18 protein-coding genes and 4 tRNA genes are annotated in these 21,782 nt (G+C 62.6%); 15 read left to right on the top strand and 7 right to left on the bottom strand.

Annotated elements, in window-relative coordinates; all coding sequences use genetic code 11:
- The first annotated feature begins 89 nt into the window (after positions 1-89).
- From QUE68_RS04335 to QUE68_RS04305, 7 genes are all read left to right on the top strand, one after another.
- Positions 90-1,604, top strand: coding sequence for a rolling circle replication-associated protein (locus QUE68_RS04335; protein WP_353507026.1), 1,515 nt, complete (start codon positions 90-92; stop codon positions 1,602-1,604).
- 56 nt (positions 1,605-1,660) lie between these two features.
- The gene (locus QUE68_RS04330; RefSeq protein ID WP_286275198.1) at positions 1,661-1,864 is read left to right on the top strand and encodes a hypothetical protein; all 204 of its coding nucleotides are present in this window, start codon (positions 1,661-1,663) and stop codon (positions 1,862-1,864) included.
- A 1,004-nt stretch (positions 1,865-2,868) separates the two neighbouring features.
- Positions 2,869-4,476: a class I SAM-dependent DNA methyltransferase gene (locus QUE68_RS04325; RefSeq protein ID WP_286275196.1), complete on the top strand. Its 1,608-nt coding sequence runs from the start codon at positions 2,869-2,871 to the stop codon at positions 4,474-4,476.
- Entirely contained in the window at positions 4,469-5,674 is a 1,206-nt protein-coding gene (locus QUE68_RS04320) for a restriction endonuclease subunit S (RefSeq protein WP_353507025.1), read from the top strand. Before QUE68_RS04325 ends, QUE68_RS04320 begins: the two co-directional genes overlap by 8 nt.
- Complete coding sequence (locus tag QUE68_RS04315; protein ID WP_286275195.1) at positions 5,674-8,853, top strand: type I restriction endonuclease subunit R; 3,180 nt, start codon at positions 5,674-5,676, stop codon at positions 8,851-8,853. Before QUE68_RS04320 ends, QUE68_RS04315 begins: the two co-directional genes overlap by 1 nt.
- A gap of 62 nt (positions 8,854-8,915) precedes the next feature.
- Complete coding sequence (locus tag QUE68_RS04310; RefSeq protein WP_286275194.1) at positions 8,916-9,884, top strand: nucleotide kinase domain-containing protein; 969 nt, start codon at positions 8,916-8,918, stop codon at positions 9,882-9,884.
- On the top strand, positions 9,875-10,762 hold the full coding sequence (locus tag QUE68_RS04305; RefSeq protein ID WP_286275193.1) for a nucleoside triphosphate pyrophosphohydrolase family protein: 888 nt from the start codon (positions 9,875-9,877) through the stop codon (positions 10,760-10,762). Before QUE68_RS04310 ends, QUE68_RS04305 begins: the two co-directional genes overlap by 10 nt.
- On the opposite strand, the gene QUE68_RS04300 is transcribed toward QUE68_RS04305, so the two are convergent.
- Together QUE68_RS04300 and QUE68_RS04295 are read right to left on the bottom strand one after the other, a co-directional pair.
- Complete coding sequence (locus QUE68_RS04300; protein WP_286275192.1) at positions 10,759-11,583, bottom strand: hypothetical protein; 825 nt, start codon at positions 11,581-11,583, stop codon at positions 10,759-10,761. The two genes, QUE68_RS04305 and QUE68_RS04300, sit on opposite strands and share 4 nt — an antisense overlap.
- Positions 11,573-12,370, bottom strand: coding sequence for a TIR domain-containing protein (locus QUE68_RS04295; protein ID WP_286275191.1), 798 nt, complete (start codon positions 12,368-12,370; stop codon positions 11,573-11,575). The genes QUE68_RS04300 and QUE68_RS04295 overlap by 11 nt, the downstream gene beginning before the upstream one ends.
- A 507-nt stretch (positions 12,371-12,877) precedes the next feature.
- Here QUE68_RS04295 and QUE68_RS04290 point away from each other — a divergent pair.
- Positions 12,878-13,345 carry a TIR domain-containing protein gene (locus QUE68_RS04290; RefSeq protein ID WP_286275190.1) on the top strand — a complete coding sequence of 156 codons (468 nt, stop codon included), beginning with the start codon at positions 12,878-12,880 and terminating at the stop codon, positions 13,343-13,345.
- An 8-nt stretch (positions 13,346-13,353) separates the two neighbouring features.
- Positions 13,354-13,956, top strand: coding sequence for an Nmad2 family putative nucleotide modification protein (locus tag QUE68_RS04285; protein WP_286275188.1), 603 nt, complete (start codon positions 13,354-13,356; stop codon positions 13,954-13,956).
- Positions 13,957-13,987: 31 nt separating this feature from the next.
- Here QUE68_RS04285 and QUE68_RS04280 read toward each other — a convergent pair whose 3' ends face one another.
- The gene (locus QUE68_RS04280) at positions 13,988-14,422 is read right to left on the bottom strand and encodes an NUDIX hydrolase (protein ID WP_286275187.1); all 435 of its coding nucleotides are present in this window, start codon (positions 14,420-14,422) and stop codon (positions 13,988-13,990) included.
- A 93-nt stretch (positions 14,423-14,515) separates the two neighbouring features.
- On the opposite strand from QUE68_RS04280, the gene QUE68_RS04275 reads away from it, so the two are divergent.
- The 5 genes from QUE68_RS04275 to QUE68_RS04255 all read left to right on the top strand — a co-directional run bounded on the left by QUE68_RS04275 (position 14,516) and on the right by QUE68_RS04255 (position 18,893).
- Entirely contained in the window at positions 14,516-15,295 is a 780-nt protein-coding gene (locus tag QUE68_RS04275) for a GntR family transcriptional regulator (protein WP_286275186.1), read from the top strand.
- Between the two features lie 99 nt (positions 15,296-15,394).
- Complete coding sequence (locus tag QUE68_RS04270) at positions 15,395-15,817, top strand: plasmid replication, integration and excision activator (RefSeq protein ID WP_286275185.1); 423 nt, start codon at positions 15,395-15,397, stop codon at positions 15,815-15,817.
- A complete protein-coding gene (locus QUE68_RS04265) occupies positions 15,814-17,133 on the top strand; it encodes an FtsK/SpoIIIE domain-containing protein (protein WP_286275184.1) in 1,320 nt (439 codons plus the stop codon). Before QUE68_RS04270 ends, QUE68_RS04265 begins: the two co-directional genes overlap by 4 nt.
- A 357-nt stretch (positions 17,134-17,490) precedes the next feature.
- Positions 17,491-17,724 carry a helix-turn-helix transcriptional regulator gene (locus QUE68_RS04260; protein ID WP_286275183.1) on the top strand — a complete coding sequence of 78 codons (234 nt, stop codon included), beginning with the start codon at positions 17,491-17,493 and terminating at the stop codon, positions 17,722-17,724.
- Positions 17,724-18,893, top strand: coding sequence for a site-specific integrase (locus QUE68_RS04255; protein ID WP_286275182.1), 1,170 nt, complete (start codon positions 17,724-17,726; stop codon positions 18,891-18,893). Before QUE68_RS04260 ends, QUE68_RS04255 begins: the two co-directional genes overlap by 1 nt.
- Positions 18,894-18,916: 23 nt before the next feature.
- Here the strand turns inward: QUE68_RS04255 and QUE68_RS04250 are convergent.
- The 3 genes from QUE68_RS04250 to QUE68_RS04240 form a co-directional block, all read right to left on the bottom strand.
- Positions 18,917-18,993: transfer RNA gene (locus QUE68_RS04250), tRNA-Phe, on the bottom strand.
- Positions 18,994-19,024: 31 nt separating this feature from the next.
- A tRNA-Asp gene (locus QUE68_RS04245) sits at positions 19,025-19,101 on the bottom strand.
- A gap of 39 nt (positions 19,102-19,140) precedes the next feature.
- Positions 19,141-19,213 (bottom strand) — tRNA-Glu (locus tag QUE68_RS04240).
- A 146-nt stretch (positions 19,214-19,359) separates the two neighbouring features.
- On the opposite strand from QUE68_RS04240, the gene QUE68_RS04235 reads away from it, so the two are divergent.
- Positions 19,360-19,432, top strand: a tRNA-Lys gene (locus tag QUE68_RS04235).
- Between the two features lie 73 nt (positions 19,433-19,505).
- Here QUE68_RS04235 and QUE68_RS04230 read toward each other — a convergent pair.
- Entirely contained in the window at positions 19,506-21,671 is a 2,166-nt protein-coding gene (locus tag QUE68_RS04230; RefSeq protein ID WP_284232739.1) for a SpoIIE family protein phosphatase, read from the bottom strand.
- Positions 21,672-21,782 lie beyond the last annotated feature (111 nt).

Here is a 21,782-nt window from a genome sequence, read left to right as displayed (position 1 = left end):
GACACGGTGCTTGCGCTCCCGACCAGGAGCTTTCGTGCTGCCGCTTGCGCTGTGGGCAGCTTCGGGGGTTCCGGGGAGCAGGCACCCCGATGCCCAGCAACGCATCATCAACCACCGGATCGACACCCTCGATGCAGGGCTCGACATCGGCATCACAACATCCCGCAGTTCGGCAGAGTTCTGCCGGTGCCGCGGTTGACGGGAGGTCGCGAGCGCCCGAGGCCGCCAGGCCGCAGGGCGCGAGAGCGACAGTGGTCGGCCGGACGTCGACCGGGGCACCGGACCTCACCCCGGCCCTGGACAGCGGGCTTGTTATATGTGCCGAAAATGTCCGCGATCCCGCCAGCGACGGAATCGCAACCGGCGACCTGCGAGCGATCGACGCATTGGGACTGCGGTTCCCGAGCCCCGAGATGGTCAACGCAGCTGCAGCACTGTTCGAACCAGCAGCACCGTGGGCTTGTGGCTCGGAGCGCCTTGGTGTCGAACCGGAATCCGGGCGGTTCCGCATCACCATCGGCCCCGGCGTCGTGCGACTCGGATGGACCAATCCTGTCCGTGCCGAGAAGACCGCCGAGCGGGCAGTCAGCCATCACCAACGTGACGTTGACGAGGCGAAATTCCATGTGAGAAACGACATCGCCGTCACAGATGGGGACGATGATCAGACCGTCGTGTCTTTGACACGACGGAGTCCTACGGAAGACGACCAGCGCGGTACTGGCGGTGTCATTACCGAGTGGTCCCGGAAATCACGGTCGGCGATGTGCCGCACCTTTGCCGAACTCGACTACATCCCGCTGGTGGAATCTGGTCGTGTTCCGGCGATGGTCACCCTGACCTATCCCGGCGAGTGGGAAATCGTAGCCCCCGATGGGCCCAGCGTTAAGCGGCACATGGTGTTGTGGCGCAAACGCTTTCAACGTGAGTATGGCGAGCCGGCTCGCTACATTTGGAAGTTGGAGTTTCAGCGGCGCGGCGCACCCCACATTCATCTGTGGATGGCGCCGCCAACCTCACCGGGCCGCTCGGGTGTCAGCTTCGCTCATTGGTTGTCCGACACGTGGGCTCAGGTTGTCGACCATCCCGACCCCGAGCAGAGGGCAAGGCACCGACTCGCCGGAACTGCCATCGACGTGCGCAACGGACTGAAAGCCTGCGACCCGAAACGCCTGGCCATCTACTTCACCAAGCACTCATCGCCAAACCTAGACGGCGACAAGGAATATCAGCACGTCGTGCCCGAACTCTGGCAGCGGCCGGGACGCGGGCCTGGCCGATTCTGGGGCGTTTACGGACTCAAGAAGGCGATCGCCGTAGTGGAGGTCGCCCAGGACGCGTATCTGACAGCTCGGCGGATCGTGCGGCGTTGGTCGCGCAGCCAAGCGGTGTACGGCGACTCCGGCAGCCGATTCCCTACCGCAGTCGTGCCACGCACGGCAGTGCTCCTGGTCCGACGCGTGCATCACGATACCGGCGTCGTGACGTACCGGAAGGTGCGGCGGCGAAGGACACTCTGCAACCAGGGCGGCCTGGCTGGCGGCTACGCCTTGGTCAACGACGGACCAGGTTTCGCTGCTCAGCTCGCCCGTGCAATCTCATGAGGCGCCCATCGGAGGTGCTTAGCCGACATTCTCGAGGAGGCCGTAGGTTTGTAAGCGTGGTGACCTTCATGCTAAGCGAGACCGCCGCGGGGTGGGTGCTCTACGACGACGAAGGCCGCACGCAAGTCCTAACCGACAACCTCAACTCCGCTCTGCTTGATGCAGCAAGAATGATGCGCGATCACGGCGACCCGGTCCAGGGAGGATGGGCGCTTGTGCCGAACGAAGAAGTTACGACGCTGCGACTCACGGTCAGCTGAGTCACCCTGCCAGCTCGTCCGCGATCGTCAATGCAAAGAGCCCGGGTCGGCCGCTTGGGTCGAATACCGGGCTCTTCTGAAATCTCAACCAGAACATCCGTTGGGATGCGACTCTGGCCTTTGTGTAGAGAAGTCTACACGGCTGCCGTACCGACCAGCAACGCCGTGGTTGACTGCCTGGCATGGCGGTGCCGTACGGACCATGGGTCGAGAGCTGGTTGAGTTCCGATCGATTCGCAACGTACTTGAGGATGGCTGGCCACGACAGATCGCGTGCCTTGGCGCTGTACGAGTGGAGCACCAGCCTAAACGCTGCCCTGCTGCATGACTTCGCCCATTTGGAAGTTGGACTGCGGAATATGTACGACACCGCGCTGATGGGGGCCGTGGCGGTTGGCGAGAGCCACTGGCTCGACACCAGTTCGGCTGGTCAGCTCTTTCCCATGAGTGTGGCCGGGAACGCGCGAACGCACCGCGACATTGCCACGGCGCGACGGAACGCTGGGGGGAACGCGGCGCTGGCAGGCAAGGTGATTGCCGAGCTGACATTCGGGTTTTGGGTCTTTGTGACGTCACGCCGTCACGAACCACTCGTTTGGCTGCCGCACTTGGCGCACGCATACCCGAGCGGAACTAGCCGCGTGCAACTGCACAGCGGTTTGGGCGAGCTTCTAAACGCTCGCAACCGGGTTGCGCATCATGAGCCAGCGACCGTGCGTTCAGGCCGAGAGATCGTCCGCCGAATCCGAGGCCACGCTCGGTACGTATCGCCTGAACTCTCCCAGCACATTGATGCAACGAGCACGGTAGGAAGCATCGTTCGGAACCGGCCGTAGCGATCTGTCGCTGCAAGGTCATGTACGCCAGCCCAAACGAGCGGTGACGGTTGCGACTGGACCGCCGTCGCTGATCCATTGTCGACTCACCGCTCTTGCTCCCGAGTTGGCCGCAATCTGCGACCAAACTGACAGGATCGACCTGAAAGTCCAATACGAAGGAATCACTTGCCTCCAAAGAAGAAGACCGCGGCGCCGGAGAGTCTGGAGACATCACTCTTTAAGGCCGCCGACAAGCTGCGCGGCAAAATGGATGCCGCCGTCTACAAGCATGTCGTGCTAGGCCTGATCTTCTTGAAGTACGTCTCCGACACCTTCATGGTCCGCCACAACGAGTTGACTCGGCTGGTCAACGATCCCGAGTCCGACTACTTCATGCCCAACGACGCGGCAAAGAAGTCGGTGCTGGAAGATCGCGACGAGTACACGGCCGAGGGCGTCTTCTGGATTCCCGAGGGTCACCGGTGGAATGAGCTCCGGAAGGCAGCCAAACAGCCAGACATCGGCAAGCAAGTCGACGCCGCCATGGAGGCCATCGAGCGGGAAAACCCGACCCTCAAGGGTGTGCTCCCGAAGAACTACACCCAGCGGGAGCTCGCACCGGAGGCGATCGGTGGCCTAATCGACACGTTCTCCCGTCAGGATCTTGCCGCCGAGGAGTTCAGGGACCTCGACGTGCTCGGCAGGGTCTACGAATACTTCCTCGGCCAGTTCGCTTCAAAGGAAGGCAAGAAAGCCGGCGAGTACTACACGCCACGCTCGATCGTGCAACTCCTCGTCGAGATGCTCCAGCCCTATCACGGCCGAGTGCTCGACCCAGCCTGCGGCTCGGGTGGCATGTTTGTCCAGGCCGACAAGTTCGTCCGCGCCCACGGCGGCAACCGGAACGACCTCTCGGTGTTCGGTCAAGAGTCGAACCCGACCACATGGCGACTCGCTAAAATGAACCTTGCTTTACGCAGCATCGAGGGCAACCTCGGTCTCGAGTGGGGCGACTCTTTTCACGCCGACGCCCATCCGGACCTCAAAGCCGACTTCGTCATCGCCAACCCGCCGTTTAACGACAGCGACTGGGCTGGCGAGCGGCTTCGTCAAGATGCCCGTTGGAAGTACGGCGTGCCACCGGAGCAGAACGCCAACTACGCGTGGCTTCAGCACTTCCTCCACCACTGCGCACCCACCGGCACCGTTGGCACCGTCCTCGCAAACGGGTCCCTCTCCTCGCAGCAGAACGGCGAAGGTGAAATCCGTAAGGCAATGGTCGAGGCCGACGTCGTCGAGTGCATCGTGGCGCTACCGCCGCAGCTGTTCTACGGCACCCAGATCCCGGTCTGCCTATGGTTCCTAACCAAGAACAAGGTCGGTGTCCCGAACAGCACCAAGACCCGTCCCCGGCAGGGCGAGACACTCTTCATCGATGCCCGTCAGATCGGCCGCATGACGAACCGAACGCTGAAAATTTTCAGCGACGAGGACATCACTCGGATTGCAGACACGTACCACTCGTGGCGTGGGACCGAGACGAGTGCCAGCCAGGAATACTCCGACGTCGCCGGCTTCTGCCGAGTCGTCACCAGCGCAGAGATCGCCCAGCACGGCTACGTCCTTACCCCGGGCAGGTACGTGGGCAGCGAGGAGTCCGACGTCGACGACGAGCCAGTCAACGAGAAAATCTCTCGACTGTCAGCAGAGATTCGCGACGGGTTCAAGATTCGCGAGGAACTTCAAGCCACTGTGCTCGCCGCGCTGAGCTCTCTGGCGGCGAGTGATGGCTGATCGTGACGACGCCCGGGCCGACAGTAGCCAGTCAACCCCTACCGGCGGGGTTCTCGCCCGGGGCGTCGGCAGGGCAGACATGCTTCCCTGGCCGCTAGTTCGCGCTTCGTCGGTCTTCGAATTGAGGTACGGGAAGGCTTTGGTCGAGTCCTCGCGAAAGCCTGGTCTCGTTCCGGTCTACGGTTCGAACGGCCGCACCGGGTGGCACGATTCGCCGCTCTTCCACGGTCCTGGAGTTGTCCTCGGACGGAAGGGAATGGGCAACCTCGGCGTCAAATGGGTCGATGGCGATTTCTGGGTGATCGACACTGCCTATTCGTTAGACGTCGCACATAGCGCGGATCTTAAGTTCGCGTACTACCTCATCGGTTACGTCGGGCTGAATCACCTCAAAGATGGAAGTTCAAATCCGTCACTCACCCGTGAGACCTTCGGCGCGCAACTGTTCCCGTTGCCTCCCCTGGATGAGCAGCGCAGAATTGCTGCGGTCCTCGGCGCCCTCGATGACCTGATCGAAACAGACCGACGGGCCATCGCTAACGTCCTTCAGCTGGCGATGACAGCATTCAGCGTGCTCACGGACGCCAAACTCGACATGGTGCGGCTCGGTGACGTCACGACCAAGATCGGAAGCGGCGCCACACCGCGCGGTGGCAAGGGTGTGTATCAGCAATCCGGAATCGCGTTCATCCGGTCACAAAATGTCTACGACGGCCAATTCGCCTTCGACGGCCTAGCACGGATCTCCGATGCAGCCGCCGAAAGCTTGCGTGGCGTAACCGTCATCCTCGGTGACGTTTTGATCAACATCACTGGCGAGTCGGTCACGCGAACCACCAGGGTCCCCAACCGCGCTCTGCCCGCCCGAGTGAGCCAACACGTTGCAATCGTGCGACCAAATCTCAATGCCCTCGACCCGGGTTTCTTGTTGCTCGCGCTTCTAGCCGCGCCGGCTAAAGGCCGTCTCAACGGGCTCTCTTCGGCGGGAGCTACCCGCCGAGCTCTGACGAAGTCACATCTTGAGGACACGCTGATTCCCCTACCCCCACTGGCAGATCAACACAGGGTTTCGAGAATCTTGGACGCGATCAACGGCTTGGAGGAAGAAGTCGCCGATCTCACCCGCACCCGCGACGAGCTCCTACCCCTCCTCATGTGCGGCAAGGTCCGTGTGCCCGAGGACCTGGCGGTGGCGTGATGGTGCCGACAGAGGATGCCCTTGAGCAATGGGTGCTCCAGATCCTCGAGGAACTCGGCTGGACGCCGGTCTACGGGCCGGACATTGCACCCGGCGAGCCGGGTGCGGAACGCACTGATTACCGAGACGTTGTCCTCGACGGGCGACTGCGTTCAGCTGTTCAGCGGCTCAACCCGGACCTCCCAGTTGATGCTGTGAATGACGTCGTGCAAACCGTCAAGCGAGCTGAGTCGCCGCTGATCGAATCGGAGAATTGGAACGCTTACCGCTACTTGATCAAGGGCGTTCCTGTCGACTACCGCGACGCCGACGGTGAACCTCGTAGCGACCGGGCATGGCTTCTCGACTGGGAGAACATTAGAAACAACGACCTTGCCGCGATCAACCAGTTCACCATCGAGGGTCCGAAGAAATCGCGGCGACCTGACGTCCTCCTATTCGTCAACGGTTTGCCCCTTGCGATTTTCGAGCTGAAGCGGCCCGGGAAGGAGTACGCCAAGGTCGCGGGCGCATACCGCCAGCTCCAGACCTACCGGAGTCAGACTCCCGAGGTCTTCAAGTGGAACCAGGTCGCGGCGGTGTCCGATGGCACCGAGGCGCGTGCAGGGTCGTTTTCCGCGCCGTGGAATCACTGGGCGGCGTGGAAGACCATCGACGGGACGCGGCGCGACCCGAAAAACGCAGAAGGCCTACGCATTCCGCAGGTAGAGGTGCTCACACGAGGCATGTTTCGGCCCGATGTGTTTTTCGACCTGTGCCGCCATTTCGTCGCCACTTTCGGTGAGGGCACCGAGACTCGAAAGGCGTTGGCGAAGTACCACCAATATTGGGCCGTCAACAAAGCGATCGGGCAGACCCTGGAGTCGGTCGAGACCGACGGGCGCATCGGCGTCGTCTGGCACACCCAGGGTTCGGGCAAGTCCCTTGAGATGGCTTACTACGCAGGCAAGGTGATGACTCACCCAGGTATGGAGAACCCGACCGTCATTGTTCTGACCGACCGCAACGATCTCGACGACCAGCTCTACGACGAGACCTTCGCCCCCTCCAAACCCGGTTCTCCGCTACCGGAAACTCCGGTCAAGGCTGAGTCCCGTGCTCACCTGGAGGAACTGCTCGCGGGCCGCGAATCTGGCGGGATCATCTTTACCACGTTGCAAAAGTTCGGGCTGGTGAAGGAAGAGCGCGAGGCAGGTCGGGCATTCCCTTTGCTCTCAGATCGGCTCAACATCGTGGTGATGGTCGATGAGGCGCACCGCTCGAACTACGACGTGATTGACGGGTTTGCTCGGAACATTCGAGACGCGCTTCCGGAAGCCTCGTTCATCGGCTTCACCGGCACGCCGATCGATGAGAAGGACCGCTCGACTGCCGAGATCTTCGGCGAGTACATCGACGTCTACGACATGACTCAAGCCATCGAGGACGGCGTCACGGTCAAGGTGTTCTACGAGCCCCGTCTCGTCCGGGTCGAGCTGCCCGACGAGGTCAAGGGCGCGATCGACGACGAGTTCGAAGACGCGATCCAAGGGGCCGAGGACGAGATCGGCGAACGCGCCAAGAGCAAGTGGGCCAAGGTCGAGGCAATCGTCGGCTCGGAGAAGCGCATAAAGCAACTCGCGGCCGACATCGTCAGCCATTGGGAAGCGCGCCGCGACGTGCTCGTCGGCAAAGGCATGATCGTCACAATGTCCCGCCGCATCGCCGTCGACCTCTACAACGAAATCGTTGCGCTCCGGCCCGGCTGGCACAGCGCGGATGACAAGGCCGGCGTCGTGAAGGTCGTTATCACGGGAAACGCCACCGACCCGGCGTCGTACCAGCCGCACATCCGCAATAAGACCGAGCGGCGTGCGATGAAGGCTCGTGCGTCCGACGCTGACGACCCCCTAGAGCTCGTGATCGTCCGCGACATGTGGCTCACCGGCTTCGACTCACCGCCGATGCACACGATGTACGTCGACAAGCCGATGCGCTCGGCCGGACTCATGCAGGCAATCACGCGGGTCAACCGAACGTTCAAGGACAAGCCCTCGGGGCTGATCGTCGACTACATCGGCATCGCCGAAAATCTCAAAGAAGCTCTCGCTACCTACACCGACCGCGACAAACAGGACCGCGCCATTGGCGAAGATGTCCGTCAGGCTGCCATCCCCGAGCTGCTCGCCGAGCACGCGATCGTCTCCGACCTGCTGCATGGCGTTGACTGGGTCACCATCCTGGGCAGCGGCGACACCAAGGCATTCGTTTACGCCGTCACCGCGACTGTCGACTACCTTCTGGAGTCTGACCGCGGCGTCGAGGACACGGCTCATGACGTCGCCGAAGGTGAGTTCGCGACCGATGCGAGCGATGGACCGTCCTTGAAGAAGCGGTTCATGGCTCACACCGGGCGACTTAAGCGCCTTTTCTCCCTTGTACCCACCTCGCAAGAGGCGACCGCGATCCGCGACGATGTTGCGTTCTACGACGCAGTGCGACAATCCATCGCCAAGATCGAATCGGTCGACCGTGATCCCGACGGCGAAGCCACGCTCGATGTCGCGGTTCGTCAGATCATCAGTGAGCACATCAGTGGCCGTGGAGTCATCGACATCTTTGCTGAAGCTGGCTTGGAAAAGCCCGACATCTCGGTGATTGACGACGAGTTCCGCAAAAAGTTCGAGACGGCGGACAACAAGAACCTCCAGCTCGAAGCCGTGCGCCGCCTGATATCCGCAGAGGTCAAGGTCATCGGGAAGCGCAACGTGGTCGCCGGCAGGCGGTTCTCCGAGATGCTATCCGAGGCACTCAATCGCTACCAGAACCGCACCATCGATGCCGCCCAGGTCATCGCCGAGATCGTTGAGATCGCCAAGGCCATCCAGGCGCAGAAGCAGCGCGGCGAGCAAACAGGTCTGACCGAGAACGAGCTGGCGTTCTACGACGCGATGCTCACAAACGAGTCAGCACGGCTCGCGATAGAGGACGAGATACTCCGAGCCATCGCCCACGAACTCACCGAGATAGTGCGCAACGACGCGAAGACGGACTGGCAGGTCAAGGAGACAGTCCGCGCCAAGCTCCGCACCCGCATCAAGCGCCTGCTGCTAAAGCACGGCTACCCGCCCGATCAAGAGCCGACGGCAACCGAGCTCATCATCAAACAGGCCGAAGCGATGGCAGGGGAAGACAAGTGACAACCACTTCCATTGTCCCGGAAGCGATCAGGATCGCGGGTCGCACATTACGGCCGACTCCAGTGTTCGAGACATACTGGCGATTCGCCTCCGAGCGCCAGGCGATCTACGAGGCACGCCTCCGTGGAGAGGACGGCCCGTGGACGAGCGATCCAATCCTCACGAACTTCCGCTTCACCAACTGCTATCGCGCCTCCGACCGGGTCAGCCAGTTCTTGATCGAACGCGTCGCGTACCGGGGCGACCAGTCCGCCGAAGAGACAACCTTCCGCGTCCTGCTATTCAAGTTCTTCAACCGGATTAGTACCTGGGAGCTTTTAGAACACGAGTTGGGAGAATTGCGTTGGAGCAGCTTCGATCTCGACGAGATTGACGAATTGTTGAGCGACGCCTTCGCCCGGGGCCGGCGTCTGTACTCAGCGGCGTATGTCATTCCCCCGCCTCGAATGGGAGCCGAGCGAAAGCACTCGAATCACCTGCGTCTCCTTCGGTCGATGATGGAGGACGAGATGCCGACCCAGCTTCAGGGCTCACCCTCGATGCGCCACGCCTTCAACGAGATCCGCTCGTACCCCGCCATGGGGGACTTTCTAGCCTTCCAGATGCTCATTGATCTGAACTACACGACGCTCCTCGACTTCGACGAGATGGAGTACGTCGTCGCAGGACCAGGAGCCCGCGACGGAATCCGCAAGTGCTTTGGCGCGGGGGCCCACGGCATCGAGAGCGAAGTCATTCGTTACATGGCTGACGCTCAGCACGAGCACTTCGGGCATCTCGGTCTCGACTTCATAGGACTGGGTGGACGACCCCTACAACTCATCGACTGTCAGAACCTATTCTGCGAGGTCGACAAGTACGCGCGCGTTGCTCATCCCGACGTGCAAGGTCTAAGTGGTCGATCCCGAATCAAGCAGAAGTTCGCGCCAGTCATGGAACGCGTCACGGCGTGGTTCCCTCCGAAGTGGGGGATCAACCAAATTGCTCAACATGAGACCACTGTCCACCGGCTGGGGCCAGCATGGAGCTGAACGATTACCAAGCAGCAGCCTTGGAAACCGACGTCCGATCGAAGCGGGAGATTGAAGACACCGTCATCCACCTCCTCGGCCTCGCAGGTGAGGCGGGCTCGGTGGCTTCTGAGTACAAGAAACACCTTCGCGATGGTGATGCACGCGGTGCCTGGCGAGAGCGTATGGCCGAGGAACTCGGCGACGTGCTCTGGTACCTGGCTGCCATCGCCGACCGTCTGGATCTCCGACTCGCTGACATAGCGGCAGCCAACCTGGTCAAGACTCGGGCACGCTGGATTCCTGGCTCCGCTTCACCGTTCGATGCGAATTTCACTGAGGAAGAACGACTTCCGCGCTCAGGTGTGTACGAGTTCCGAGCCGTGCCCAACACCGAAGTTTCTCGCCCATCCGCTGACTTGTTCTTCAATGGCGCCAAAGTCGGCGATCGACTCACTGATGCATCCGATTCGCCCGACGGCTACCGGTTCCACGACATATTCCATCTTGCCTTTGCCACGTTCCTCGGCTGGTCACCATTGACACGCGCCCTACTCGACCGTAAACGCCGGAGCGATCAGCTCGTCAATGAGAACCAGGACGGCGGCCGCGCGGTCGTGCTGGAGGAAGGCATTTCGGCTCTTGCCTTCGCCTACGGCGCGGAGCACGGACTCCTCGACGGCATCGAACACGTCGACCAGTCAGTTATACGAGCCATTGGCAGTGTCTCGGCTAACTTCGAAATCGCCGATAGAACTGGTGCCGACTGGGAACGCGCGATCCTCGCCGGCTTTAGAGTGTTTCGCGATCTGCTGGCTCACGATGGCGGCTTCGTAGTGTTCGATGCCGATGCCGGCCAACTGGCATTCATGCCCAAGAAGCCGGAGACCTCGGCCTAGCCGCTCAGTTTCGACAATCCCAATATCGACAGAGTTGCCACGTCAGCCGGACGGTTGGTCTGGGCAAGCAGTGCACGGTCATCGGTCGTCAAACCGTCTTCGACGAACTGGTCCGGCAGGAGATCGGATACGGAGGCCTCGACCTCGGGCGTGACGCCTGCCGGGAGCTCACCAGGTAACCACCTGTACAGGTCAGGATGGGCTAGGCGTCCGAAAAGAGTTGCTGCTCCCCCGAAACCCCCGGCAATGTAGAGCGGCTTTTCGTTCGCCGCCGTCAATGCAGCCTCTTCCGCCACACCGGGTGACCTCCCAGCGAATCCCGCGACTTTCCCACCTAACACCACACGAGCATCACTGACCTCAGACGTGACTTTGCGCATTGCCGTCAATGCGTCGCTCGGATCGACTTCACCGCGAGCGAAGCTGTCGTCAGAGGCATCCGCGACTTCGCGTGCCGCACCAGTCGCATCGATGAGCCAAACACGCGCCTTGACGCTCAGCCCGATCGCGTACGCTTCCAGGTCGGCCTGAGCAACTCCAAAATGCTCGGTGTACGGAACGTAGTGGTCAAACGCGCCTCCGGGAGACCCGTAGCGCTCAGCCTCGTCAAGCACGATGCTGGTGAAGCCCCATCCGATTCGGCCGCCGTACACGACAACGCCTCCGGCCAATACAATCGCCCGCGTCAGCTCGGCGACAGCGAGTTCAAGGTGCGCACTGCCAAGGCCGAGGCGAACGAGGTCGTCGCTCTCGGAGACCGAGAGTGCAATACGTTTGCCTCTCAGCGCATTTCGGGCGACGAGCTTTGGATCATTGGCCATACGACACCTCACCACCACGGATCGCGAACGTTCTCGGAGTCAGGACGTCGACGCGTCCTTCAAATCCAGCGACTGCGCACATCTCGTCAACTACAGCCCGCTCGTCCGGACCCAATGGCGGATCGGGGTGCATGATCAGCAGGTGCTCGTCGTGAGCATCCTCGGCCTTGTGCCGTGCTAGCCACTCGACGGTCGTCACCGGCTCCGGCGCATGTACCGGCAACCAGTCGAACCCCTGCGCACCGATGTACGAGGATTGCGCCGTCCATAACGCTCGCTTGAGAACTTCGTCGACGAGCCTGTCGAGAGCCTTGTCAATTGACGTGCCCGAGTCATCGCGCGCAAAGGGCACCGTCGGAAGGTGATCCATCAGGAAAGAGCCACGAGCCTCCCCGTCGACAAGTGCAATAAGGGCGACGATGGGCACATCATGGCGCTTGGCTTCAAGCACCTCCCGCTGGGTCCACTCCCGACTCGCGTACCTGTCGGTGCGGACCATGAGCAGGGCGGACGACCCGGCTTCATGCTTCAAGTCGGCCGCCCAGTCGCTTCCCGGTTGAAGGTCATGAGCATCGAAGAAGTCCGCGAGCTTGCTGTTCGCGATTGCCGTGCGGACTTGCTCGAAAACGGGCGGATCGAAGCCGCCTTCTCCCGACGAGTTGTGCTTTGTGTGGCTCACGAAGACCTTAATCCTGCTCGCCGATCCTTCGGCCAATTGAGCGATGGCCTGGGCCACACTCCGTTCGAGCAGCCCTGGAACACTGACTGATTCGTCGGGGAGCCGCATGGTGGAGGACAGTGCCGCTCCAAGCACCGAGCTATCCAAGTTGACGCCGCCAGGCGCGATTACTGGGAGCACGACGATCGCAGACCCCCGGCTATCAACGCAGGCCCTGATGTAATCAGCCCAAGTCGTGTCAGCCTGCACCGCGCCCCTGAGGGCAGGACCCAACACCGGAATGACTGCCGCAAACTGTGCAGGTTGTATAACCTCGGAAGTGCCTCCAGGCAGCGGCAAGGGCCGTGGGGCAGATCCACCCGATTCCCAAGCGACACTCCGCCCGTACACCTCGACTGCCCCGCCCGCGAGGCCGGAGTACGCCTCGGAATGGAAATGGCTATGCAGTCGACGAAAGACGTCCTGACCCACCGGGTCCCCTGGGTGCCACACAACGTAGACGTCAAGGATCGGAGGCACTGGCATGTCCAAAGCCTATGGGACCGGACCGACGCACTTGGAGGACCGAGAGTTGTCAGAGGTCGGCCGTACTCTTGAACTCGAAGGAGGTGCCTCATGGCCGATCAGCACAACGCGTTCATCAGCCACCGCCACGAGGACGATGCCCTTGTAGGCCAGCTAAAGGATCTGCTTTCTGCGAACGGGGCCAATATCCGGGATTCATCTATCACAAGCGATATACCCAACAATGCAAATGCAGAGTCCTACATCAAGCAGATCCTTGCCGACCGCATTCAGTGGGCCGGGAAAGTCATCGTGATGATCTCGCCGGACACCAAGAATCACGAATGGGTCAGTTGGGAGATCGAGTACGCGAACCGCTTTCCCGACAAGCGCATCATCGGAGTGTGGACACCAGGCTCGACAGGTGCCGACATGCCGCCAGAGCTCGATGAGTACGCCGACGCCGTCGTCGGTTGGAACAGCAAGGCAATCATCGAAGCACTGAATGGCGCAGACAACTGGCAGGGGCCCGACGGCGCGACAGTGCCGCCCCGATCGATCAAACGGCTCGCCTGCTAGTAACGACTGTGCGCCTATTCAGCTACGTCGTCCGCCACGACTTCGCGTTCGCCCCTAACCCATTCGAGGGTTGGTGTACGGTCGCGACCTGCAAACCGGACATCCGACGTGCCGCAACGGTCGGCGACTGGGTTGTCGGTACTGGCTCGGCGCAGAAGAAGTTAGCCGGAAAGCTCGTGTACGCCATGCGCGTCGACGAGATCTTGAGTTTCGACGACTACTGGAAGGACACCCGGTTCAGCCGCAAGATTCCGACAGACCGAGGCGCTATGAAGCGCGCATACGGCGACAACATCTACCATCACGCCAGCGACGGGTCATGGCTGCAGGCAGACTCACGGCACAGCCTTGACGGCGGCGTTCCAAACCCCGGACATATCGCAACAGACACCTCAGTTAACGCGGTTCTGATCGCATCACACTTCACTTACTACGGTGGCGATGGGATCGATGTGCCAGCCCACCTGCGGCACGACTTCGGTGTAGATCTGGTGCACAGCGGACGTGGGCATCGTTGCAGATTCCCCTCCGAACTCGCCGCCGCCGCCGTCACATGGCTCGAGGGGCTCGATCGCGGCATCATGGGCCGCCCCGCGGACTGGAAGCACTAATACGCCGTGGAGAGAAGTACGGGGCGCGAACCTACTGCTTAGCCAAAACAAGATTAACGCCATCATGCGCCCGCGACTTGGGCACTTCCTCGAACGCATCCAAGACGCGCACCCCGAACGCCGCCGTCATTGCCGATTGCACTTCTTCCGTTGTCATCCAACGGATTTCACGCGCTTCTTCAGTTGCATGCGGCTCACCCCCGGCCAGCCGACAGCGGTAGACCAACGCCACGATTCCGTGGGTGAGGTTCTTGTAGACGCCGGTGAGCCGCTCGACTGTAACCTCGAGGCCCGTTTCTTCCAGCACCTCGCGCCGGACGCCCGCCTCGAAGGATTCATCTAGCTCCAGGACGCCGCCGGGCGCCTCCCAATGGCCGTTGTCGTCGCGCTTGATGACCAGGACCCGGCCGTCGTCGCGGATCACAATGCCGGCGACGCTGACCGAGTGTTTCGGCGTAGTGCCCATGCGAAACTCCATGCTGTAGGGGTTCCCGGTAGTGACAGGGGACGTGTCGTTTCCCTAGACTAGTCGCCTAGACAAGCAACGGAAGGCTCCTAGGTGCTGCAACTCGGCCAGATCGACCGGGCGGACGACAAGCCGCCCTATCGCCAGATTGCGGGCATGTTGCGCGAAGCGATCAGCTCTGGTCAATTGTCCGCAGGCGAACGACTGCCGTCTGAGTCAGCATTGATCGAGCACTTTGGGGTCGCCCGGATGACAGTCCGCCAGGCCGTGCAGGAGCTGCGTTCGGAGGGGCTGGCGAACGCCGAGCATGGCCGCGGAGTGTTCGTTCGCCCCGCGGCCCCAATTCGGCGCGTCGCATCTGATCGGTTCGCGCGGCGACATCGTGACAGCGGCAAGGCCGCGTTCACTGTCGAGGCGGAAAAATTCGGCTACGCACCACAAGTCGACACCGTCACCGTGACGCGCGACAAGCCAAATTCGACTGTTGCAGAACGCCTTCGACTAACTGAAGACGACGATGTCATCGTGCGATCACGGCGCTACCTCGCTAATGACCGGCCGGTCGAGACTGCAATTTCCTACATTCCTGCCGAGTTCGCGCAGGGCACCAAGATCGAACAAGTCGACACCGGTCCTGGCGGCATCTACGCAAGACTCGAAGAGGCCGGCCATAAGCTCGCCCGATTCACCGAGGAAGTCGGCGCGCGAATGCCTTCGCCTGAAGAACGCCGTGCGCTGCAACTCCCGGCAGGCGCTCCCGTTCTGACAGTGGTCCGGACGGCATACGACACCAACGATGTCGCCGTCGAAGTGTGCGACACCGTGAAGGTCGCATCCGCCTACCTGCTCGAATACGACTTTTCAGCGCTCTGAGACTTCGCCAATCGATAAAACCGCGCCAAGGGCTTGACTAACTCCTCTAGACGACTAGGTTAAATAGTCATCTAGTCCATTACTCGAAAGGCTCTCACTATGTCCATCCCTAGATGGCTCCAGATCGGGCACGAACAGGTGTTTTCATGCGGTGCGTTCGTCGTGTCAGAGGTGACGCCGATGATCGACTTCGACAAGTCCTCGGGCGAGAACCGCGTACAGGCAAGAGACCGCGACACGGGCATACCAATGTGGCAGGTCGAAGTGCTCGACGGGGACCCGACAGCACCGAAGCGCAGTCGCACGGTGACGGTGAAGTTCGCCGCGTCAGTGCAACCCATTGCACCCACCAATTCCAGCGGAACACCCTTCACCCCTGTGATTTTCGAGGGACTGACGGCCCTGCCATACATCGAAAAGTCGGGTGACTTCTCGCGGATCGCATGGTCGTTCCGAGCCACGGACATGAAGGCGCCGGGCAAGCCGTCAGCGGCGTCTAACTCAGGCCGGGAGTCCGCATGAATCCCGATCCGTACACACCTATGGGTTCTGACACCCCGCTGCGGTTCGACCACCTGCTGCACTTACTCAAGGGCTTCGCCCTCTGCATGGTGATCGTCGTCATCATCACTGGGGCAGCTCTGACCTACTGGCGGCTGCACTCACCGGACACCTACCAGGAACGGTTCGCCACCCCTGCCCGGCTCCTGCGCTGGCGGCTCTGGGCGCACATTTCATGGCAGCGACTGTGCAAGCGCTGCCGCTTGTCGGCCTCCGAGCAGGTCACCCGCCGCGACAAGGAAGGACGGCAAGTCGCGTCGACGCAGTGGTTTCATCCAAAGCTGTTGGGAACAGCGGTATCTCACACCAGTCTGCATCTGACGGTGCGAGCACGGATGGGGCAGACCGTCGACGAATTGGAGCGCGCGGTTCCCGCGATCCGCGACGCTGCGGGCGCACACTCGGCGCGGTCGGTTGTCATCTCCCCCGGGACGCTTCGGATCGAACTGGTCATGCGAGAACAGTTGTCCACGGTATGTACTGCCGCTCCCCCGACAGCTGTTGCGACGACGCGAGTCACGCTCGGCCGGTGCGAGAACGGATCAGCCTGGACCCTGCCCTTGAGCGGCCGACACACACTCACCGTGGGTTGCTCAGGTGCAGGCAAAGGCTCTGTCTTCTGGGGCATCGCTGGTGGGCTCGGTCCCGCCGTTGCCGCCGGCCTGGTTCGGCTTGTGGGAATCGATCTGAAGTACGGCATCGAATTGTCGGTTGGCTCCGGTCTGTTCACCAAGATCGCGACCACCGAAGCCGACGCTGTGGAAACCCTTGCCGCGCTGGAGAAGGTGATGAACAAGCGCGGCGCTGCGATGGCCGGTCGTAAGCGTGAGCACACTGCCACCACGTCCACCCCTCTCGTGGTGTTGCTGATCGACGAACTGGCCGGAATGACGGCGTACATGAGCGACGCCGCACTGCGTAAAGAAGCTGCCGCCTCGTTGTCGCGAATTCTCACGAAAGGCCGCGCCCTGGGCATCGTGGTGGCCGCGTTCCTCCAAGATCCCCGTAAGGAGGTCCTTCCGATGCGAGGACTGTTCACCCAGACCATTGCGCTCCGACTCCGTTCCCGCGAAGAAGTCACGATGGTCCTCGGCGATGGGATGGCCGATAGCGCACCCGCACAACGGATCAGCCCCGACAAACCGGGTACCGGCTATGTCGTCGCCGAAGACGGACAGGTGACCAGGGTGCGAGCCGACTACTGGACGGACGACCAAATCCGCTCCACTGCAAAGCGATACGGCCGGGGACTCTCAACTGGAGGGAGGGCAGCATAGTGAACTCCGCTTTCGAACCACCCGACCAGAATCAATTGGCCAGGTATGCAGACGACCTGAGGGTTCGCGCCAACCTCGTCCTCAGCCACGGATGGACCGATTACCGGCATCTCTGGTCAACCGGCGAGGTCATCGGCGCCGCCCTGTTACTCGATGACGGTGCCCAGCTTCACCGATGCAGCGAGACCACGGTGTCCGCGCTGGAGCGGTGGGCATTCGATCTCTGGGGAATGACCGGCGGTCGAGTCGACATCGATGCGGGTTTGCCGCGCACACGCGCTTGGTTCCACTCCATCCGCGCCGGGATGGGCGTTCCGTCCGCTCACCACCACCAACCACCCGCGACAAGGTGACGCAATGCCCACCCACGGCCTCCGAGACCTCCTCGCCACCGGCACCTTCCCCGAACTACTCACCGCAGAACAGGTATCGGAGCTTCTCGGCATTTCGGCCGCGACACTGAACCGCTGGGCCTCGCTGCGCGAAGCCACCGGGGAGCAAGTCGGCCCACCCTGCTACACGTTGTCGGAACGGGTGCGCCGTTGGGACTGCGCCGAGGTCCGGGCCTGGCTGAAGCAGGTGCGTCGGTAATGGCCGGTAACACGCCACGTGGCATCCGAAAGCGGCTCAGCGCGGCGGGAGAGCCTCGCTACCAAGTCCGGTACCTGGTCCGTGATCCGGACGCCCCATCTGGCTGGGTCGAAACGTCGGCCACGTTCCCGACCCTGCGCGAGGCGAAGGCGTTCAAATCCGACCGTGACAATGAAGCCGCTCTCGGCGCGCGTCGATTCGATCCTCGCCTTGGCCGCACACCGCTGTGCCGGGTCTGGTCGCAGTTCTCCGACTCCAAAAAACCGGCAGTGTCGCCGAAGACGTGGAGCGGATACACCCAGCACTGGGAGCTGCGCATCGCGCCGCGCTTCGGCCATGTGCCGGTCGACGAGATCACCCGCGGCGACGTCCAGGCGTTCGTCGATGCCCTGACGGTCGGACCGTGGGCGAAGGTCTCAACGCTTCGGCTCTTGCGTTCGATCCTCGACGTGGCCCACCAGGACGGCCGCATTCACCGCAACCCCGCCATCGGCGTCTCAGCGGGGCGCATTCCCGAGCGAGAACGTCACCGCTACCTCACCGCGCAGGAGGTCCACACACTCGCTGCCGCGTGCGGCGACCAGGGCGACATCGTCGTCGTCCTCGCCTACACCGGCCTGCGCTGGTCTGAACTCGTCGGCCTCCGCGTCAAGGACGTCGATCTGGTTGCCCGCCGGATCTATGTTCGACGCGCCGCACCGGAGGTTGAAGGACGCATCGTCATCGGGCCTCCGAAAACCCGTTCCGGCATCCGAACCGTCCCACTCCCGCAAGTCGTCGTCGACGCCCTCACACGGCGCATCAGCGGTCGCGCTCCTGACGAGCCTGCCGTCACCTCACCCAACGGAGCAATGCTGCGATCCAACAACTGGCGCAGGCACACGCACTGGAACAAGGCACTCAAGAAAACGCACCTGGCTCCGCTGACCATTCACGAGCTGCGCCACACCTACGCCAGTCTCGCCAGAAAGTCCGGCGCTGATCTGCGGTACGTACAGAAGACCATGGGCCATTCGACGCCGACGGTGACCGCGAACATCTACAGCGACCTCTACGCCGACGAGCTGGACCACGTGGCAACCAACCTCGATCAGCTCCACGCGAATGAGGTGCACACACCGACGACCGGACAAGAACCGGACGAATCTAACCAACAACCGAGTGCATAATCCGTGTCAATGCAGGTCAAAGATGGTGGCCAGGGCCGGGATCGAACCGGCGACCTTCCGCTTTTCAGGCGGACGCTCGTACCAACTGAGCTACCTGGCCGGGACGGCACGGAATTCCTTGCCTCGCCGTTTGGCGACCCTGACGGGACTCGAACCCGCGACCTCCGCCGTGACAGGGCGGCGCGCTAACCAACTGCGCCACAGGGCCTTGCTCTACTTCTGCTCCGACGATACCGCCGTTGCGTCGTACCCCCAACGGGATTCGAACCCGTGCTACCGCCGTGAAAGGGCGGCGTCCTAGGCCGCTAAACGATGGGGGCCAAAGCCGAATCTCTTCGGGGTACTCGCAACGCTTTCGCGCTGGAGCTTCGATAGCTTAGGTTACCGGCCCCCGAATTCTCAAACGCGGGGCCCCGTTGCTCCCGCGGCGAACGGTCCGACGCCGACCAGTATTCTGATCTCCCGCGCCCCTATAGCTCAGTTGGTAGAGCTACGGACTTTTAATCCGCAGGTCCCAGGTTCGAGCCCTGGTGGGGGCACAGGTCCGACGTCGCCTTCCGTGGTGGCGCGAGCGAGCAGCGGCGCAACCGCCGGATGCGAACGCGCTACCGCCTACGTTCGTGGCAAGCACCGAACCGCGACGACGCAGACGTCGTCGTCGCGAGGTGCGGGCGCAGATGATTCGATCAGCCTTCGACATTCGCCCTGCAGTGATGTACCGCTTGGCCAGCTTGAAATCGCGTCGCTCACTTCTGCGACACCTGTGTCCAAATCGCGGCCGCGGCGTTCGATCAGTCCGTCGGTGTACATGATCACGATGTCGCCGGTCGTGATCGTCAGGACGCTTTCGGCGAACGAGGCGCCGCAGATGGGACCGAGCACGGGCCCGCGCCCTCCCAACAACTCCGTGACGCGTGTGTCGCCCGCTCGGCGGAGCAAGGCCGGCGGATGCCCCGCCGAGCCGTAGGTCAGGGACCCGGCCAACGGGTCGAAGATCGCGACGATCATGGTGGCGAATCTCCCGCTGGTCGCATAGCGGGTGAACTCGTTGAGATGGGCGAGCATGGCCGCGGGTTGCAAACCCTGTACCGCCATCGCGCGAGCCGCGGTGCGCAACTGCACCATGTCCTCCACCGCTGGCAATCCGTGCCCGACGACATCGCCCACTGCCAAGAACGTCCGGTTCTCCGGCAACGCCATCACGTCGTACCAATCTCCGCCGAGACCGTGCACGGCGTCGGCAGGTTCGTAGCAGACCGTTACGTCCAACTCGGGAATGTCGGTCGCCGTGGTGGGCAGCACGGCCGCGTGCAGCACCGAGGCCATCGCGTGCTCGTCGGCGTAGATCTGCGCCCTCACGAGGGCCTGGCCGATCATCGTGGCGACCGCAGACGCGTACGCCAACTGCGCGGAGTCCAGGGGCTGAGGCCGAGCCCACATCAGGTGCAACACGCCAATCGTCTTCGCGGCCGACGTCAACGGCCAGTCCACCAGCGCGGTCGCGCCACTGCTGACCAACCACTGCGAGTTCTGCGGATATCGGGCCTGGTACTCGGCTGGGCTGCTGAACACGGTCGGTGTGCCGGTGCGCACTGCATCGCATGCTGCGGCAACTTTCGTGAGCGCGACGCCGCCGCCCGCCGTGGTCACCACCTCGGCGGGGTAGCCGGCCATACACACCCACACCAGTTGCTGCCGGTGGTCGTCCACCAGACCCAGGGCGAAGCCTTGTGCGCCGGCGTCGCTGAGAACCTGGCCCGCGACCGCATCGCCGATCTGCTCTGGGGTCAGCGCTGCACCCAACAACTGTGCGAGTCGGGCCAACGTCTCCAAACGCGCCCGTTCCCGCTGCTCGGATTGCCGTTGTTTGACTGCGGCCAGGCGCCCCGCGGCCTCCTGTGCCATCAACATCGCCATCAAGACCGCGACCGCGATGAAGGCCTGCGCCACCGCAAGCCGCGCCGCCGGCGACATCACCAACGCGGCGAACGTCCCCATACCCGCGTCGGTCATGTAGTTGGCGACGAACGCGAATACCAATCCCGCCAGCGCGGCGCCGATCACGTCGAGCCGAAAGGCCGCCCACGCCAGCACCGGCAGCAGCACCAAGGAGGGTGGAGTACTGAACCAGAACGCTGCCGTCGCCAGCCCGGCGGTAAGGGCGAGCACGAACACCGTTTCGCCGCGCCGGTTGCGCAGCACGTGTTTTTGACGAGTCCACAGCAATATCGGCGCGCCGACGACCATCGCCCCGACGCCATCCCCCGCCCACCAATGCAGCAAACTCCCTGGCCACCACACCTGACCGCCTGCCGCGACGACCGACGCGCCGATCAAGGCGCCCACCAACGGACCCACCACACAGCCGCCGCCGAGGAACCTACTGAGATCACCCCTGAGGCGCAAGTCCGGAACGCCTCCGCAGAGGGCGCCGGTGACCGCAGCACCCACCACCGGCGCGACGGAGTTCGCCAACGCGAACCCCGCGGCCGACCAGCCGCTGGCGCCGAACGCGAGGTCTACACCCATCTCCGCCACGACGATCGCAGCCACGATCACCGGCCACAGCGAGCGCCGGGTCAGCAACATCGCGGCGAGCGTGACCCCTGCCGGAGGGAAGAACGCCGGTCCCAGCGCCGCGCCGAACGTCTGCCAGGACAGCGCTGCGCCGACGGCGTATGGCACCGCGACGGCCATGAACAACCCTGTCGCGCGCCGCCAATCGCCGCCGCCCGCCACCGGTTGCATCGGCCCGTCCGACGGCGCGCCAGCTGTCATGGTTCGACTTGTCTCCTACCGGTGGATCCGGTACCCCCGCACACATGTACGGAACGCTTGGGCGTCACCGTACTGGACGGGCCCACACCGAAGATCGTTACGGGATTTCGG

Origin of the sequence: Mycolicibacterium sp. TUM20985, from assembly GCF_030295745.1 — a bacterium.
GTDB lineage: Bacteria > Actinomycetota > Actinomycetes > Mycobacteriales > Mycobacteriaceae > Mycobacterium.
Note: the sequence above shows the minus strand (reverse complement) of the source record. Positions and strands in the feature narration are given on the sequence as shown.